Here is a 16,198-nt window from a genome sequence, read left to right on the forward strand (position 1 = left end):
GCCGATGGTACTGCACTCGACAGGGTGTGGGAGAGTAGGTCACCGCCGGACAATTATTGTGAAGAGGCCCTCCAGCTGATGCTGGAGGGCCTTTTTGCGTTGCGGAACGTCACCCGCCCCCGGGCTTTCGGCCCAGGCCCGGGGAGGCGGTACTGTGCTGGGGTGCGCCTTGTCATTGCTCGTTGCCAGGTCGACTATGTCGGTCGATTGACCGCCCACCTTCCGATGGCTCGCCGGCTGTTGCTGATCAAGGCCGACGGTTCGGTACTGGTGCATTCCGACGGCGGTTCGTACAAGCCGTTGAATTGGATGAGTCCGCCGTGCCGGCTCGAGGAACGCGATATCGCGACGCTCGAGCCCCCGTCGGAACTGCCCAACGGTGTACGGCCACTGCGGGAGGGGCAGACGGCGGTGCCGCACAACATCAAGGCGTTGTGGGTGGTGACCAACAAGGCCGGTGAGGAGCTGCGGATCTCGATCGAGGAGATCGAGCACGACTCCTCGCACGAGCTCGGTGTCGATCCCGGTCTGGTGAAGGACGGCGTAGAGGCACACCTGCAGGAGTTGCTGGCCGAGCACGTCACCAAGCTCGGGCCCGGCTACACCTTGGTGCGCCGCGAGTACATGACCGCGATCGGACCGGTGGATCTGCTGTGCCGCGACGCCGATGGCGCGTCGGTGGCGGTGGAGATCAAGCGGCGCGGTGACATCGACGGTGTCGAGCAGCTCACCCGCTATCTCGAACTGCTCAACCGGGATCCGCTGCTGGCGCCGGTGTCCGGGGTGTTCGCCGCCCAGCAGATCAAGCCGCAGGCGAAGACTTTGGCCGAAGACCGGGGGATCCGTTGCCTCACGCTCGATTACGACGAGCTGCGTGGCACGGAGAGCAACGTTTTCCGGCTTTTCTAGGGACCGGTGCGATGCCGCGTCGTAAACCACGCCAGGACCGCCACAGCGGCTCGAGGCCGATCGGTGATGTGTACGGTCGCACCGAGGCAGGGCCGCGCGGCGACGAGACCTACATCGTGCGAACGGTTCCCGGTGCGCGTGCGCTGAAGAGCTACCGCTGTCCGGGCTGTGATCACCAGATCACCCCCGGCGTCGCCCATATCGTCGCCTGGGCGGCGGAGGGCGGCGAGGACGACCGCAGGCACTGGCATCAGGGCTGCTGGAACGGCAGGCGCACCCGCGGGATCACCCGGCGCTGGTCCTGACCGCACCGGAAGCCGGCAGTAACGGCGAAAACCGGAGGCCGCCTCGATGATTCGAGGCGGCCTCCGGTTGTTTCAGGTGCCGGTGATGTCGTCGTGGAGCCGACGGATCAGTTGCTGACGTCGGCGTCTTCGCGATCCTCGTCGACGACGTCCTCATCGGAGACCTCGGGGATGGCCTTGTTCTGGCGCGAACCCGACACCGACTTGCCGTTGTTGTTGCTGTTGTTGTTGCTGATCGACTTGCGCTCCGGAGCGCCGTCGAGCAGTTCGCTCTCCCGGTTGACCGCCGCGAGCATGGCGGGCACCGAATCGAGCTGACCGCGGATACCGAGCAGCTGGGCCAGGACCCGGCCGCGCAGCACGCGCATCTCCTCGGCCAGTTCCTTCGCGTGCGCGATCTTGCGCTCGGAGGTCTGGGTGGCGGAGCTGATGAGACGGTTGGACTCATCGGTCGCGTCCTTGATCCGCTGAGCGGCCTCGGCGCGACTGGTGGCCTCGAGCTCCTCCATGGCACGAGTCAGCTTGGTGCGCCGATCGTTCATGGTGGCCTCGAAGTCCTGCTGGGTGGCCTTGCGCTTGGCCTCGGCCTCCTTGCCGAGACGTTCCACCTCGGCCTGGGCGGCCTCGATGATCTTGGCGGACTCGGTGCGCGCGTTCGCGAGGGTCTGCTCGAACTCGACTTCGAGGGCCTCGCGCTTCTCCTTGGTCTCCGCCAGCAGCGACTCGTACTTGCCACGCATCTCGGTGGCCTGCTGCTCGGCGATCGACACCATCTCCGCGGCCTCGGCCTGGGCCAGCGCCCGGACCTCGGACGCTTCGTCCGAGGCCAGGCGCAGCATGCGCGAGATACGGTCGGACATGCCTTCGGCGGTGGTCGGCGGCACGGAAAGCCGGTCGACCTCCTTGCGGAGCTCGTCGATCTCGTCACGCGCGTCTTCCAGCTGGCTGGCGAGATTGCGGGCCTGCGCGGCGGCAGCGTCCCGGTCGGTGGCGGTGACGCGAAGCTCCGCGTCGAAGCGGTCGAAGTAGTTGCGCACCTCGTCTTGCGCATAACCCTTGCGCACAACGGTGAAGGGCAGTGCAACGAAGCGATTGCGATCGGACTCAGGTGACGACATGGCACACAAAATACAGCCTTTACCGATCGGATGGAGACTCGACCGGGAATGTGATCTCGCTGAGATTTCCCGGTCGGACCGCCCTACTAGTGCGTAACATCCGGGTTGGGCTCCACCAGCTCCACCAGCACACCGCCAGCATCCTTCGGATGGATGAAATTGATGCGGGAATCGGCGGTTCCGCGCCGGGGGGCCTCGTACAGCAAACGCACGCCGCGCTCGCGCAGGAAGCCCGAGACGGCCTCGATATCGGTGACCCGGTAGGCCAGCTGCTGCAGACCGGGGCCGCTGCGGTCGATGAACTTGGCGATGGTGGAGTCCGGTCCCAGCGGTGCCAGCAACTGCAGGGCGGTCGCCCGGTCGGCGGCCGCCGGGCACGACAGCATCGCTTCCACGACGCCCTGTGCCTCGTTCACCTCGCGGTGGGTCTCGACCATGCCGAGGTTGTCGGTGTACCAGGCCACCGCGGCATCCAGGTCGGGCACGGCGATGCCCGCGTGGTCGATGGCGATGACGTAGTCGGCGGGGATGAAGTTCGCATTGGTCACCTCACGAAGTTAGCCGAGGTGGGTCCACCTGGATGCCGCGCCCGCGTACCCGCCGGTTACCGTGGAGTACAACTCCTGTGCGTGCGTGGCGCCGCCGAGTGCGCCGGGTGCGGTTCGACTCTATGAATGCGAGGCTTTCGTGACGACTTCTGTCATCGTGTCCGGTGCGCGTACCCCGGTCGGTCGGCTGCTGGGCGGTCTGAAGGACTTCAAGGCCTCCGACCTCGCCGGAGTGGCGATCAAGGCGGCCCTGGAGAAGGGTGGCGTGGCGCCCGAGCAGGTCGACTACGTGATCCTGGGCCAGGTGCTGCAGGCCGGCGCCGGGCAGCTGCCCGCCCGCCAGGCCGCCATCGCCGGTGGTATCCCGCTGGATGTGCCCTCGCTGCTGATCAACAAGGTGTGCCTGTCGGGCATCAACGCCATCGCGCTGGCCGATCAGCTGATCCGCGCCGGTGAACACGAGATCGTGGTGGCCGGTGGCATGGAATCGATGAGCCAGACCCCGCATCTGCTGCCCAAGAGCCGTGAGGGCTTCAAGTACGGCAACACCACCCTCGTCGACCACATGGCCTACGACGGCCTGCACGACGTCATCACCGACCAGGCGATGGGCCTGCTCACCGAGGATCGCAACGACCTCGACAAGGTGAGCCGTGCCGACCAGGACGCGCTGGCCGCTGCCTCCCACCAGCGCGCGGCCGCCGCGTGGAAGAACGGTGTGTTCACCGACGAGGTCGTGCCCGTCGCGGTGCCCCAGCGCAAGGGCGACCCGGTCTATGTGACCGAGGACGAGGGCATCCGCGCCGACACCACCGTGGAATCGCTGGGCAAACTGCGTCCGGCCTTCCGCAAGGACGGCACCGTCACCGCGGGAACCGCCTCCCAGATCTCCGACGGCGCGGCCGCGGTGATCGTGATGAGCAAGACCAAGGCCGAAGAGCTGGGACTCGAGTGGATCGCCGAGATCGGCGCCGCCGGTCAGGTCGCCGGACCGGACTCGACCCTGCAGGACCAGCCGGCCAACGCGATCCTGGCCGCATGCGCCAAGGAAGGCATCACGCCCGCCGACCTGGACCTGATCGAGATCAACGAGGCGTTCGCCGCGGTGGGGGTGTCCTCGACGCGCAAGCTCGGCTACGACCCGGAGAAGGTCAACGTCAACGGTGGGGCGATCTCCATCGGGCATCCGCTCGGGATGTCGGGGGCTCGGATCCTGCTGCACCTGGCATTGGAGCTGAAGCGTCGGGGTGGTGGCGTGGGTGCTGCCGCGCTGTGTGGTGGTGGTGGTCAGGGCGATGCGCTGATCATTCGCGTGCCGTAGGTGGTTGCTCCCGGGGGTTTGGTGCTCGGGAAACGGTGTGGGCTGTGTTTTTGGAGCGCTGGCGCGCTCGAGCGCGGCCCCCAAGGGCCGCGAGTTAGCCGCCGTTGCTGGCGGCTGCGCCGCGGACGCAACGGCGGCTAACTCGCGGCCGGGCCGCTACCGCCGCTGCGCGGCGGGACCCTCCTCGAGGTCGGGTCGTGCGGGGCTGGGAGTGCGGGAGGGGGGTGGACCCCGGGGGTGGCTGAGAGTGCGGGAGGTGGCGTACTCGGGTGCGGCCGGGCGGCGCACTTCCGGGGGCGTTGGGTGGCTGGGAGTGCTGGAGGTGGTGGGCTCGGGTGCTCTTGTGCGTGGGTGTGACCGGGTCAACTACGTGGTGTCGTAGAGCATGCTGCAGAATGGGTGTATGGGTTTCTTTGATCTGCGGTCTGTTGCTAGTCGGTTTCGGTTCTTCGCGGTGCTCGAGGCGCTGTCGTGGGCCGGACTGCTGATCGGTATGGCGTTCAAGTACCTGCCCGCCGAGGGCAACGAGGTCGGGGTGAAGATCTTCGGGCCGGTGCACGGTGCGATCTTCGTGCTGTTCGTGATCACCGCGCTGATGGCCGCGCGGGAACTGAACTGGAACTGGAAGACCACCGTGCTGGCGCTGGCCTCCAGCATCCCGCCGCTTTTCACCGTGATCTTCGAGGTCTGGGCGGTGCGTACGGGGCAGCTCGGTGAGCTCAGCGCCGACACCGAGGGCACCGCGGCTGCCTCGCCGAGCGCTTCGTGACAAACTGGAAACCGTGACTCGACCCGCTGCCCGTCGTCCTTCGCCCGCCGCCGCCGCTGCCATGTCCGGTGCGGTGGATCTGTCCGGTCTCAAGCAGCCTGCCGCCGCCCCCGGCGGAGCGGGCACGCCCGGTGATCACGCGGTCACCGAGGCGGATTTCGAGACCAAGGTCATTCGCCGCTCGATGCAGGTGCCCGTGGTGGTCGCGCTGTTCTCGCAGCGCAGTCCGGGCAGCGTCGAGCTGGTGCGCACCCTGGAACAGCTCAACGCCGGTGACGGGGGCACCTGGGACCTGGCCGTCATCGAGGCCGAAGCCAACATGAACATCGTGCAGGCGCTGCGCGTGCAGGGCATCCCCACGGTGATCGCGGTGGCCGGCGGTCAGCCGCTGGCCGACTTCGAAGGTGTCCAGCCCGAACCGCAGGTGCGGCAGTGGCTCGACGCGGTGCTCGACGCGACCGCAGGCAAGCTCGAGGGTGACGGCGGCACCGAGCCCGAACCCGAGGCCGAGGACCCGCGCTTCGTCGCCGCCGAGGACGCGATGGCCGAGGGCGACATCGCCGGTGCCGAGGCCGCCTACGAGGCGATTCTCACCGAGGAGCCCAACAACGAGGAAGCCAAGGGCGCGCTGCGTCAGCTGCGTTTTCTGACCAGGGCCCAGCAGATCGACCCGGCAGTGCTGGCCACGGCCGATGCCGACCCGGCCGACGTCGAGGCCTCCCTCGACGCCGCCGACGTGGAACTGCTCGAGCAGCGCCCGGAGGCGGCCTTCGACCGGCTCATCGGTCTCATCAAGCGCACCGCCGGGGACGAGCGCACCACGGCCCGCACCCGGCTGCTCGAACTGTTCGAACTGTTCGACAAGGCCGAACCGGTCGTGGTGGCCGCGCGCCGCAAGCTCGCGACCGCGCTGTACTGAGCAGCAACCCCCACGGGGCCGTCCCGCCTGGAATGCCGGGGCGGCCCCGTTTTCTGTGTCTGGGAGCAGCGGACAGGTGTCAGTGCCCAGCACGCGGACGCGGTAACAGCTCCCAGGTGCCGCGCATTGCCGATCGACGGGCTGGAACGCCGAGCCGCGTTCAGGCCGGCGCGGCCAGCCAGAGTGCACTGTTGGGTGCCAGGGTGACCGTGGCCGAGGCGGGGTGGCCGTGGGCCGGGGTGGCCGCGGCGGTGACCGCGCCGAGGTTGCCGATGCCGGAGCCGCCGTATTCGTGGGCGTCGGTGTTGAGGATCTCGCGCCAGGAGCCGGTGTGCGGCAGGCCGATCCGGTAGTTCTCGTGGGTGGTGCCGGAGAAGTTGAAGACGCAGGCCACCGCGTTGCCGTCGGCACTCCAGCGCAGGAACGCGAAGACGTTGGCGGTGCTGTCATCGGCCTCGATCCAGGAGTGGCCCCCGGGGTTGGTGTCCTGGGTCCACAGCGCCGGGTGCGTGGTGTAGGTTCGGTTGAGGTCGGTGACGAGGGTGGAAATACCCTGGTGCAGTGGGTTTTCCAGTTCATCCCAGTCCGGGCCGCGCTCGTTGTCCCATTCGCGGTACTGACCGAACTCCTGGCCCATGAACAGCAGCTGCTTGCCGGGATGGGCCCACATGTAGGCGAGCAGGGCCCGCACGCCGCTCGCCTTGGCGAAGTCGTCGCCGGGCATCCGGGTCCACAGCGTGCCCTTACCGTGCACCACCTCGTCGTGGCTGATCGGCAGCACGTAGTTCTCACTCCAGGCGTAGACCAGCGAAAAGGTCATCTCGTTGTGGTGCCAGGTGCGGTGGATCGGGTCGCGGCCCAGGTAACCGAGGGTGTCGTGCATCCAGCCCATGTTCCATTTCATGGTGAAACCCAGGCCGCCCACGTCGGTGCCGCGGGTGACGCCGGGCCAGGTGGTGGATTCCTCGGCGATGGTGACCACGCCGGGGTGCGCGCCGTGCACGGTGTCGTTGAGTTCCTGTAGGAAGTCGACGGCTTCCAGGTTCTCCCGGCCGCCGTAGATGTTGGGCTCCCAACCGCCGGCGGGACGCGAATAGTCCAGGTACAGCATCGAGGCGACAGCGTCCACGCGCAGCCCGTCGATGTGGAATTCCTCGATCCAGAACGCGGCATTGGCCACGAGAAAGTTGCGGACCTCGTTGCGGCCGAAGTCGAAAACGTAAGTGCCCCAGTCGGGTTGTTCACCGCGGCGGGGGTCGGGGTGTTCGTAGAGTGGGGTGCCGTCGAAGCGGGCCAGCGCCCATTCGTCGCGTGGGAAGTGCGCGGGCACCCAGTCCAGGAGTACGCCGATGCCCGAGTTGTGCAGGTGGTCGACGAAGTAGCGCAAGTCGTCGGGGGAGCCGAACCTGCTGGTGGGGGCGTAGTAGGAGGTGACCTGATAACCCCAGGAGCCGCCGAAGGGATGCTCGGCGACCGGCAGCAGCTCCACGTGGGTGAAGCCGGTGGCGCGCACGTAGGCGGCCAGCTGCTCGGCCATTTCACGGTAGTTCAGCCCCGGCCGCCAGGAACCCAGGTGGACTTCGTAGACGCTCATGGGCGAGCGGGTGGCGTCGGTGCGCGCGCGCCGGTCCAGCCAGGCGTCGTCGGTCCACACATGGTCGGTGCCGGTGACCACCGAGGCCGTCGCGGGCGGTACCTCGGTGGCGAAGGCGAACGGGTCGGCGTGGTCCACGACGCGGCCGTCGGCGCCGTGCACCCGGTACTTGTAGCGGGTGCCGGGTCCGGCGCCGGGCACGAAGACTTCCCACACCCCGGAGTTGCCGAGAGCGCGCATCGGCGCGGAACGGCCGCCCCAATGGTCGAAATCACCGAACACGGTGACGCCGCGCGCATTCGGGGCCCACACCGCGAACGAGGTGCCCGCGACCTCGCCGTCGAGGGTGGTGTAGCGCCGCGCATGCGCGCCGAGCACTTCCCAGAGTCTGGCGTGGCGGCCCTCGCCGATGAGGTGCAGGTCGAGCTCGCCGACGGTGGGCAGGAACCGGTAGCCGTCGGCGGTGACCACTGTCCGGCCGCCGGGATACTCGGTGCGCACCCGGTAGTCGTCGATCTCCGGGTACGGGAGCACTTCGGCGAAGACGCCGTGCCCCAACGATTTCAGGCTGTGTTCGGTGCCGCCGACGAGGACGGTGACGGTGTCGGCGTGCGGTCGCAGTACGCGCACCGTGGTGCCGTCGGGATGTGCGTGCGAGCCCAGGACGGTGTGCGGGTCGGGGTGGGTGCCGGCCGCGAGCAACATCAGGTCGCGACGTTTCATCGCAGGGTCCGGCGGTAGGCCAGGGGTGCGCGGGCCGCGGCGGGGACCGTGGGCAGCGCCAGGATGTGCGCGACGGCGCGGGCCGGGTCCAGGCGCACGAAATTGTGCTGGCCCCAGTGGTATTCCTCGCCGCTAACCTCGTCGAAGACCACCGGATGGTCGTGCCATTCGCGCCCGATCGCGGGCAGTTCGAGCGAAATGTGGCCCTGCTCGGCGGCGTACGGGTTCAGGTTCACGATCACCAGTACGGCGTCGCCGGTGGCCGGATCGAACTTCGAGAACGCCAGCAGTGCGTCGTTGTCGATGTGGTGGAAGTGGATGCAGCGCAACTGTTGCAGCGCGGGATGATTGCGGCGGATCTCGTTGAGCCGGGTGAGCCACGGTTCCAGTGACTCACCACGATCCAGGGCGCCGGCGAAGTCGCGGGGACGCAGTTCGTACTTCTCCGAGTTCAGGTATTCCTCGCTGCCCGGTCGCACCGCCTCGTGCTCGAACAGTTCGTAACCGGAGTAGACACCCCAGGTGGGGCCCAGGGTCGCGGCGAGCGCGGCGCGGATGGCGAACATGCCCGGCCCGCCGTACTGCAGGCTCTCGTGCAGGATGTCGGGGGTGTTCACGAACAGGTTCGGCCGGGCCTCGTCGGCCTTGGCGGCCAGCTCGTAGCCGAAGTCGGTGAGTTCCCACTTGTGTACGCGCCAGGTGAAATACGTGTAGGACTGGCTGAAACCGCGCCGGGCCAACCCGTAGAGCCGGGCCGGGTAGGTGAACGCTTCGGACAGGAAGATCACGTCGGGGTCGGTGCGGCGCACCTGCGCGATCAGCCACTCCCAGAAGTCGGCCGGCTTGGTGTGCGGGTTGTCGACGCGGAAGATGGTGACACCCGCGGCGATCCAGTGCCGCACCACGCGCAGCACCTCGGCGTAGAGGCCGTCGGGGTCGTTGTCGAAGTTGACCGGGTAGATGTCCTGGTACTTCTTGGGTGGATTCTCCGCGAAGGCGATGGTGCCGTCGGGCAGCGTCGTGAACCACTCCGGGTGACTGGTGACCCACGGATGGTCGGGCGCGCACTGCAGCGCGAGGTCCAGGGCCACCTCGAGGCCCAGATCCTGTGCCGTCGACACGAATTCGGCGAAGTCGGCCTCGGTGCCGAGCCGCGGGTGGATGGCGTCGTGGCCGCCCGCCGCCGAACCGATCGCCCACGGCGAACCGACATCACCCGGCTCGGTGGTGAGGGCGTTGTTGCGGCCCTTGCGGTTGATTTCGCCGACCGGGTGGATCGGTGGCAGGTACACCACGTCGAAACCCATCGCCGCGATGCGGGGCAGTGCACGCGCCGCGGTCGCGAAGGTGCCGTGGACGGGGTTGCCCTCGGCGTCGCGGCCACCGGTGGAACGGGGGAAGAACTCGTACCAGGAGCCGACCAGGGCACGGCGGCGTTCGGCCAAGACCGAGAACTGGGGGCCGCGGGTGACCATCTCGCGCAGCGGGGTGGCGCGCAGGATCTCGGCGACCTCGCCGGTGAACGCGGGCGCTACCCGGGCCGGGAGCTGTTCGTCGCTGCGCAGGGCGGTGGCCACGGCGCGCAGGCGCTCGAACTGTTTCTTCGGCACGGCCTGGGCGGCGCGCTCGAACAGGGTGGCGCCGATCTCGAGGTCGTTGGCCAGGTCGGCGGCGCTCTGGCCGACCGACAGTTTCGCTTCCACGGCGCCGCGCCAGGTGGCGATCGGGTCGCTCCAGCCTTCGATGCGGTAGGTCCACAGGCCGGGTGCGTTGGGGGTGAACACGGCGTTGAACACGTCGGGCTCGTAGTCGGGCGACATCCGGATGCGGGTGATCCGCGAGGTGCCGGGCGCGCGCACGGCCAGGGTGGCGGCAACCGCGTCGTGACCTTCGCGCCAGACCACGGCGCGCACGGGGAACACCTCGCCGACGACGGCTTTGGCCGGGCGTCCGCCGGGGATGGACGGGGCGATGTCGTCGATGGCTATCCGGCCGCTCACTCCGCCAACCTACCTCGCGCAGGCGCCCTGTCGCTGCACGGTGACTCGGCGAGCGGCGCGTTCGGCGGTGATGCGCGGACGACGTGGGCAGTATCGACGTGCCGTCTGCCGGGATGCGAGGGGGAGGACCGGTGGCGCCCAGAACGGCTCGGTGGGTGCCTGTCGCGTGGCGTCAAGGCGTGAGTGGCCGGTCCGGTGTGGGATCACTGATGCGCAGGCCGGTGAGGAGGCGGTCGAGGGCGGTGACGGTTTCGGGGAGCGCGCCGGGGTCGGTGGCCAGCCAGAGGGCGGCTTCGTTCATCGCGCCCGAGAGCAGGCGGGTGAGCGGGGCCGCCGGTTGCGGGGGCAGGACGCCGTGGTCGATGAGCGATTGCAGGGCGTCGTGGAGGTGGCGCGCCGAGTTGGCCTCGTCCATCGCGCGCCATTCGTGCCAGCCGAGGACGGCGGGTCCGTCGATCAGCATGATGCGCTGGATCGACGGGTCGGCGCAGGATCGCAGGAAGGTGGCGCATCCGGTGGTGAGCTGGGTCCAGGGGTCGGATTCGGCGTCGGCGGCGGCCGACACCTGCGCGCCCACCTCTTCCTGCACCTGGGTGAGAACCGCCGTGAACAGGTCGGCTTTGCTGTCGAAGTGGTGGTACAGCGCGCCCTTGGTGACGCTCGCGGCCGCCACGATCTCCGACAAGCCCACGGCGGCATAGCCTTTCGTCGCGAACAGGGCCCTCGCCTCGTGTAGCAGGGCCCGCCGCGTCTGCTCGCGCTGCCGCATTCGTGCCGTCGAAGTCATCGACCGCCTTCCCATTGACCTACCGCTGGTATGTGAACTATCGTACGATACATACCAACGGTATGTGAAAGGGAACTCATGAAGCTCAGTAGCTGTTACCCCGTCCTCGCCACCTCCCGGATCGCGGAATCGCGTGACTTCTACACCCGCTGGTTCGGCTTCGAAATCGTTTTCGAGGCCGACTGGTACGTGAGCCTGCGCCGCCCGTCCGCCGACGGTGAGCCCGACTACGAACTCGCCCTGCTCGATCCCACCCACCCGACGATCCCCACCGGCTGCGGCAAACCGGTGCAGGGCCTGCTGCTCAATTTCGAGGTGGACGACGTCGACGCCGAGTGGGACCGCCTGGTGGTGACCGGCGGCCTGCACCCCGAACTCCCCCTGCGCACCGAAGACTTCGGCCAGCGCCACTTCATCGTCGCCGACCCGGCAGGTGTGCTCATCGACCTCATCACCGAGGTCGCGCCCACCGAGGAGTTCGCCGCCAACTTCAGCTGACCCACGTTCCGGCTCGCCCTCGAACGCGTCCGAGCGCAGGTCACGGCCCGGTCCTGCCGGCCGTCGCCCGGTCATGTGCGACCGGCTGCCGACAGGCCACGCGCCGGACGGCCCGTTGACCACGCGGCCCGATGGGCCAGTAGGGTCGTCGGGGTGAAGGCACTCCGTCGGTTCACTGTTCGTGCCCATCTGCCGGAGCGGCTCGCCGCTCTCGGTGAGTTGTCGACGAATCTGCGGTGGTCGTGGCACGGCCCGACCCAGGATTTGTTCGCCGAGCTCGATCCGGTGTTGTGGCGCACCGTCGGCCAGGACCCGGTGCGGATGCTGGGGGAGGTGCCCGCCGAGCGGCTCGACCAGCTCGCCACCGACCCCGCCTACGTCGCGCGTGTCGACGCGGCCGCTGCCGGTTTGCGGGACTACCTGAGCAGGCCGCGCTGGTTCCAGGAGCAGTCGGGTACCGAAGTGGCGGGAATCGCGTACTTCTCGATGGAGTTCGGTGTCACCGAGGTGCTGCCGAACTACTCCGGCGGGTTGGGGATTCTGGCCGGAGACCACCTCAAGGCCGCCTCGGACCTGGGCCTGCCGTTGATCGGGGTCGGGTTGCTGTATCGCTCCGGCTACTTCCGGCAGTCGTTGTCGGCCGATGGCTGGCAGCGCGAGCACTATCCGGCGCTGGATCCGCAGGGGCTGCCGTTGCGGCTGTTGACCAGCGATGGTTCGCCGGTGCTGATCCATGTCGGGATGCCCGAGGGGCGCGTGCTGCGGGCCAGGGTGTGGATCGCGCAGGTGGGCCGGATTCCGTTGCTGCTGCTCGATTCCGATATCGCCGAGAACGACCCGGAGCTGCGTGCGGTGACCGACCGGCTCTACGGCGGGGATCAGGATCACCGGATCAAGCAGGAGATCCTCGCGGGCATCGGCGGGGTGCGCGCGGTGCGCGCGTACACCCGCGCCCACGGTCTGCCCGACCCCGACGTGTTCCACATGAACGAGGGGCACGCCGGCTTCCTCGGTGTGGAGCGGATCCGTGAATTCGTGGCCACCGGACTGGATTTCGACACCGCCTTGGCCGCGGTGCGCGCGGGCACGGTGTTCACCACGCACACCCCGGTGCCCGCGGGCATCGACCGGTTCCCGATGCCGTTGGTGCGCAGGTATTTCGGAGGTTCGCACGGCGAGACCGAGTCGGCTCTGCTGCCGGGGCTCGCCGTCGACCGGATTCTGGGTTTCGGCCGGGAATCGGATCCGTCGGTGTTCAACATGGCGCACATGGGTTTGCGAATGGCCCAGCGCGCCAACGGTGTATCGCTGTTGCACGGCGAGGTCAGCCGGGACATGTTCGCGGCGCTGTGGCCGGGCTTCGACGCCGCCGAGGTGCCGATCGGTTCGGTGACCAACGGCGTGCACGCCCCCACCTGGGCCGCGCGCGAATGGATCGACAAGGCCCGCGAACTCGTCGGCCCGGAGCTGGTCGAGGAAGCGCGCGGCTGGGAGCGGCTCAGCGACGTCGACCTGGGGCAGCTGTGGTCGACCCGCGATGTGTTGCGCGGCGTGCTGATCGAGGAGGTGCGCCGCCGGCTGCGCGCCTCCTGGCACCAGCGCGGCGCCGCCGACGCCGAATTGGGCTGGATCGACGACGTTTTCGACCCGAACGTGCTCACCATCGGCTTCGCCCGCAGGGTGCCCACCTACAAGCGGCTCACCCTGATGCTGCGCGACCCCGACCGGTTGCGCGCGTTGCTGCTCGATCCCGACCGGCCGGTGCAGCTGGTGGTCGCGGGCAAGAGTCACCCCGCCGACGACGGTGGCAAGGCCCTGATCCAGCAGGTGGTGCGGTTCGCCGACGACCCGGCGGTGCGGCACCGCATCGTGTTCCTGCCCGATTACGACATGTCGATGGCCCGCTACCTGTACTGGGGTTGCGATGTGTGGCTGAACAACCCGCTGCGCCCGCTCGAGGCGTGCGGCACTTCGGGGATGAAGTCCGCGCTCAACGGCGGGCTCAACCTGTCCATCCGCGACGGCTGGTGGGACGAGATGTTCGACGGGGAGAACGGCTGGGCCATCCCCACCGCCGACGGCGTGCGCGACGAACAGCGGCGCGACGACCTCGAGGCCACGGCACTCTACGAACTGGTCGAACGCACCGTCGCCCCCCGCTTCTACGATCGGGACGCGGCGGGTGTGCCGGTCCGCTGGACCGAGATGGTGCGCCACACCCTGCAGACCACCAGCCCGCAGGTGCTGGCCTCGCGGATGGTGCGTGATTACGCCGAGCGGTACTACGGACCGGCCGCCGCCGCTTTCGAGCGCGTGGCCGCCGACGACTTCACCGGTGCGGCGCAGCTTGCCGAGTACCGCCGCCGGGTGGAGGCGGCGTGGCCGTCGGTGCGCATCACCCAGGTCGACAGTGCCGGCCTGCCCGACACCCCGGTGATCGGCGCCGAGCTGGCGCTGTCGGCGCGGATCGAGCTCGGCGGGCTGGCTCCCGCGGATGTGGTGGTGCAGGCGGTGCTGGGCCGGGTCTCACCGGCCGACGACCTGTCCGACACCACCACCATGGAAATGCGCCACACCGGCAGCGATGGCGGCACTCAGCTCTACGAGGTGCGTGCGCCGGTACCGCTCTCGGGTGCCGTGGGTTACACCGTGCGTGTGTTGCCTCACAACGCGTTGCTGGCTTCGGCCGCAGAACTCGGGCTGGTGGCCGTCGCGGGCGCGTGAACGGTACACCGTGTCACGGTCGGTGAGTTCTACGATCGGGTGAACTTTCCGCTACCGTTCCGGGGCATCCTTCTTCTTTGAACCCCGGACTGGAGAGTCATGGCCAGCGATGTCCTAACGCGCGCCCGCACGCGCATCGACGGATACTTCGGTGTCTCGTCGAGTGGGTCCACCTTCCGGCGCGAGGCGATGGCGGGCACGATCACGTTCCTGGCGATGTCGTATGTGCTGGCGGTGAACCCGTCGGTTCTCGGCGACGAGGGTCCGCTGGGGGACAAGGGCATCCCGATGCAGGCGGTGTTCACCGCGACGGCGGTGGCCGCGGTGTTCGGCACCCTCGTGATGGGCATCTGGGCGCGCTACCCGATCGCGCTCGCACCCGGTATGGGGCTCAACGCGTTCTTCGCGTTCACCGTGGTGCTCGGCATGGGCATTCCCTGGCAGGTGGCATTGTCGGGCACGTTGCTGTCGGGCATCATCTTCTTCGTCCTCGCGATCACGAAAGTGCGCGAGAAGATTCTCAACGCGATTCCCTTGCAGTTGAAGTTCGCGGTGGCGGCCGGTATCGGCATGTTCGTGGCGTTCCTCGGGTTGAAGAACGCGGGCATCGTGGTGAACAGCGACGCCACGCTGGTGACGCTGGGCGACTTCACCGAGGGCACCACCCTGCTGGCGCTGTTCGGGCTGGTGGTGACGGTGATCTTCCTGGTCATCGGCTGGCACGGCGCGGTGCTGTACGGCATCGTCGCGACCACGGTCGTTGGCATGGTGTCGGGTCTGGTGGCGGTGCCCGATGGTGTCGCCGAGATGCCGAAGGGCCTGGATCAGACCTTCGGGCAGGCGATCACCCATCTGCCCGACGTGTTCACCGGGCAGATGGTCGTGGTGGTGCTCACCATGCTGTTCGTCGACTTCTTCGACTCCTCTGGCACCCTGATCGGCGTCGCGAACCAGGCGAATCTGCTCAACAAGGACGGCACGCTGCCGCGCGCGGCGAGTGCGCTGGCCGCGGACTCGGTGGGCACCACGGCCGGTGCGATCATCGGTACCTCCACGACCACCGCCTACGTGGAATCCACGGCGGGTGTGTCGGCGGGTGGGCGCACCGGGCTCACCGCGGTGTCCACGGCCGGGTGGTTCGCGATCGCGATGTTCTGTTATCCGATTTTCTCGGTGATCGCCGGGGTGGGCGAGGTGACCGCGCCCGCGTTGATCGTGGTGGGTGTGCTGATGGCGCGCGCGCTCGGTGACATCGACTGGCAGCATCTCGAGTATTCGGTGCCGGCTTTCGTCACGGTGATCATGATGCCGCTGACGTATTCGATCGCGAACGGTCTGGCGATGGGCATGATCTTCTACCCGATCGTCATGGTGGCCAAGGGGCGCGTCAAAGAGATCCATCCGGTGATGTGGGCGCTGATGGCGATGTTCCTCGGGTACTTCTTCTTCCTGGTCGAGTAGACGTGTGCGACATAGGTATGTCTATACTCAGCCTAGGCTTGCCTAACTTGAAGGAGATCTACCTATGAAGCGCTCGCTCGTTGCCGCGTCGATGGCGGTTGCCACCATCTTCGCCCCGGTCACCGCTGCCGTCGTCGCCACCGCCCCCGCTGCCATCGCCGCCCCGGCCACCCCGTCGGCCGGCGAGCTGCAGGGCAAGCTGACCGCGGCCATGAACGGCTCGACCGCTGAGCTCGAGTCGGGCGATGCCAGCGGCCTGGCCGTGGTGAACCAGACCGTGAACCGCATCCCCGGCTACAGCTGGGATGTCTCCGGCCCGGTCACCGTCGACGGTGACACCCTCTCGGCCACGCTGAACAGCCGCCTCGGTGACTACACCTTCCCGATCCCGCTGACCTGGAAGAACATCGGCGGCACCTGGAAGCTGTCGCAGGAGTCGGAGTCCACACTGGTCAGCTACGCCACCATGGCCTGGTGAACTGACTTCTCCGCGTCGAGGGCCGTCCCGCTGGGGCGGCCCTT

14 protein-coding genes are annotated in these 16,198 nt (G+C 68.3%); 9 read left to right on the forward strand and 5 right to left on the reverse strand.

Features of this window, described 5'->3' with window-relative positions:
• Nucleotides 1–162: 162 nt before the first annotated feature.
• Together nucS and ACFO5K_RS27185 are read left to right on the forward strand one after the other, a co-directional pair.
• Nucleotides 163–909: an endonuclease NucS gene (nucS, locus tag ACFO5K_RS27180; protein WP_378568777.1), complete on the forward strand. Its 747-nt coding sequence runs from the start codon at nucleotides 163–165 to the stop codon at nucleotides 907–909.
• An 11-nt stretch (nucleotides 910–920) separates the two neighbouring features.
• The gene (locus ACFO5K_RS27185; RefSeq protein WP_378568779.1) at nucleotides 921–1,214 is read left to right on the forward strand and encodes an ATP/GTP-binding protein; all 294 of its coding nucleotides are present in this window, start codon (nucleotides 921–923) and stop codon (nucleotides 1,212–1,214) included.
• Nucleotides 1,215–1,321: 107 nt separating this feature from the next.
• Here ACFO5K_RS27185 and ACFO5K_RS27190 read toward each other — a convergent pair whose 3' ends face one another.
• A complete protein-coding gene (locus ACFO5K_RS27190; RefSeq protein ID WP_378568781.1) occupies nucleotides 1,322–2,332 on the reverse strand; it encodes a hypothetical protein in 1,011 nt (336 codons plus the stop codon).
• A gap of 86 nt (nucleotides 2,333–2,418) precedes the next feature.
• Nucleotides 2,419–2,880, reverse strand: a complete 462-nt coding sequence (gene mce, locus ACFO5K_RS27195; protein WP_378568783.1) for a methylmalonyl-CoA epimerase — start codon at nucleotides 2,878–2,880, stop codon at nucleotides 2,419–2,421.
• A 139-nt stretch (nucleotides 2,881–3,019) separates the two neighbouring features.
• Here mce and ACFO5K_RS27200 point away from each other — a divergent pair, with 139 nt between their 5' ends.
• From ACFO5K_RS27200 to ACFO5K_RS27210, 3 genes are all read left to right on the forward strand, one after another.
• Nucleotides 3,020–4,201, forward strand: coding sequence for an acetyl-CoA C-acetyltransferase (locus ACFO5K_RS27200; protein ID WP_378568785.1), 1,182 nt, complete (start codon nucleotides 3,020–3,022; stop codon nucleotides 4,199–4,201).
• Between the two features lie 403 nt (nucleotides 4,202–4,604).
• On the forward strand, nucleotides 4,605–4,970 hold the full coding sequence (locus ACFO5K_RS27205; protein WP_378568787.1) for a DUF3817 domain-containing protein: 366 nt from the start codon (nucleotides 4,605–4,607) through the stop codon (nucleotides 4,968–4,970).
• A gap of 61 nt (nucleotides 4,971–5,031) precedes the next feature.
• The gene (locus ACFO5K_RS27210; RefSeq protein WP_378568897.1) at nucleotides 5,032–5,889 is read left to right on the forward strand and encodes a co-chaperone YbbN; all 858 of its coding nucleotides are present in this window, start codon (nucleotides 5,032–5,034) and stop codon (nucleotides 5,887–5,889) included.
• Between the two features lie 160 nt (nucleotides 5,890–6,049).
• Here ACFO5K_RS27210 and glgB read toward each other — a convergent pair whose 3' ends face one another.
• The 3 genes from glgB to ACFO5K_RS27225 form a co-directional block, all read right to left on the reverse strand.
• Nucleotides 6,050–8,206 (reverse strand): 1,4-alpha-glucan branching protein GlgB, encoded by a 2,157-nt coding sequence (gene glgB, locus ACFO5K_RS27215; RefSeq protein WP_378568789.1) that lies wholly within the window; start codon nucleotides 8,204–8,206, stop codon nucleotides 6,050–6,052.
• Complete coding sequence (locus ACFO5K_RS27220) at nucleotides 8,203–10,206, reverse strand: alpha-1,4-glucan--maltose-1-phosphate maltosyltransferase (protein WP_378568791.1); 2,004 nt, start codon at nucleotides 10,204–10,206, stop codon at nucleotides 8,203–8,205. The genes glgB and ACFO5K_RS27220 overlap by 4 nt, the downstream gene beginning before the upstream one ends.
• Nucleotides 10,207–10,378: 172 nt before the next feature.
• Entirely contained in the window at nucleotides 10,379–10,993 is a 615-nt protein-coding gene (locus tag ACFO5K_RS27225; protein ID WP_378568793.1) for a TetR/AcrR family transcriptional regulator, read from the reverse strand.
• A 78-nt stretch (nucleotides 10,994–11,071) separates the two neighbouring features.
• Between ACFO5K_RS27225 and ACFO5K_RS27230 the strand changes: the two genes are divergently transcribed.
• From ACFO5K_RS27230 to ACFO5K_RS27245, 4 genes are all read left to right on the forward strand, one after another.
• Entirely contained in the window at nucleotides 11,072–11,491 is a 420-nt protein-coding gene (locus ACFO5K_RS27230; RefSeq protein WP_378568795.1) for a VOC family protein, read from the forward strand.
• A 153-nt stretch (nucleotides 11,492–11,644) separates the two neighbouring features.
• Nucleotides 11,645–14,215 carry an alpha-glucan family phosphorylase gene (gene glgP / locus ACFO5K_RS27235; protein ID WP_378568797.1) on the forward strand — a complete coding sequence of 857 codons (2,571 nt, stop codon included), beginning with the start codon at nucleotides 11,645–11,647 and terminating at the stop codon, nucleotides 14,213–14,215.
• A gap of 99 nt (nucleotides 14,216–14,314) precedes the next feature.
• Complete coding sequence (locus ACFO5K_RS27240; protein ID WP_378568799.1) at nucleotides 14,315–15,676, forward strand: NCS2 family permease; 1,362 nt, start codon at nucleotides 14,315–14,317, stop codon at nucleotides 15,674–15,676.
• 64 nt (nucleotides 15,677–15,740) lie between these two features.
• Nucleotides 15,741–16,154, forward strand: coding sequence for a hypothetical protein (locus ACFO5K_RS27245; RefSeq protein ID WP_378568801.1), 414 nt, complete (start codon nucleotides 15,741–15,743; stop codon nucleotides 16,152–16,154).
• The last annotated feature ends 44 nt before the right edge of the window (nucleotides 16,155–16,198 follow it).

Source organism: Nocardia halotolerans (genome assembly GCF_042650145.1).
Taxonomy (GTDB): Bacteria; Actinomycetota; Actinomycetes; order Mycobacteriales; family Mycobacteriaceae; genus Nocardia; species Nocardia halotolerans.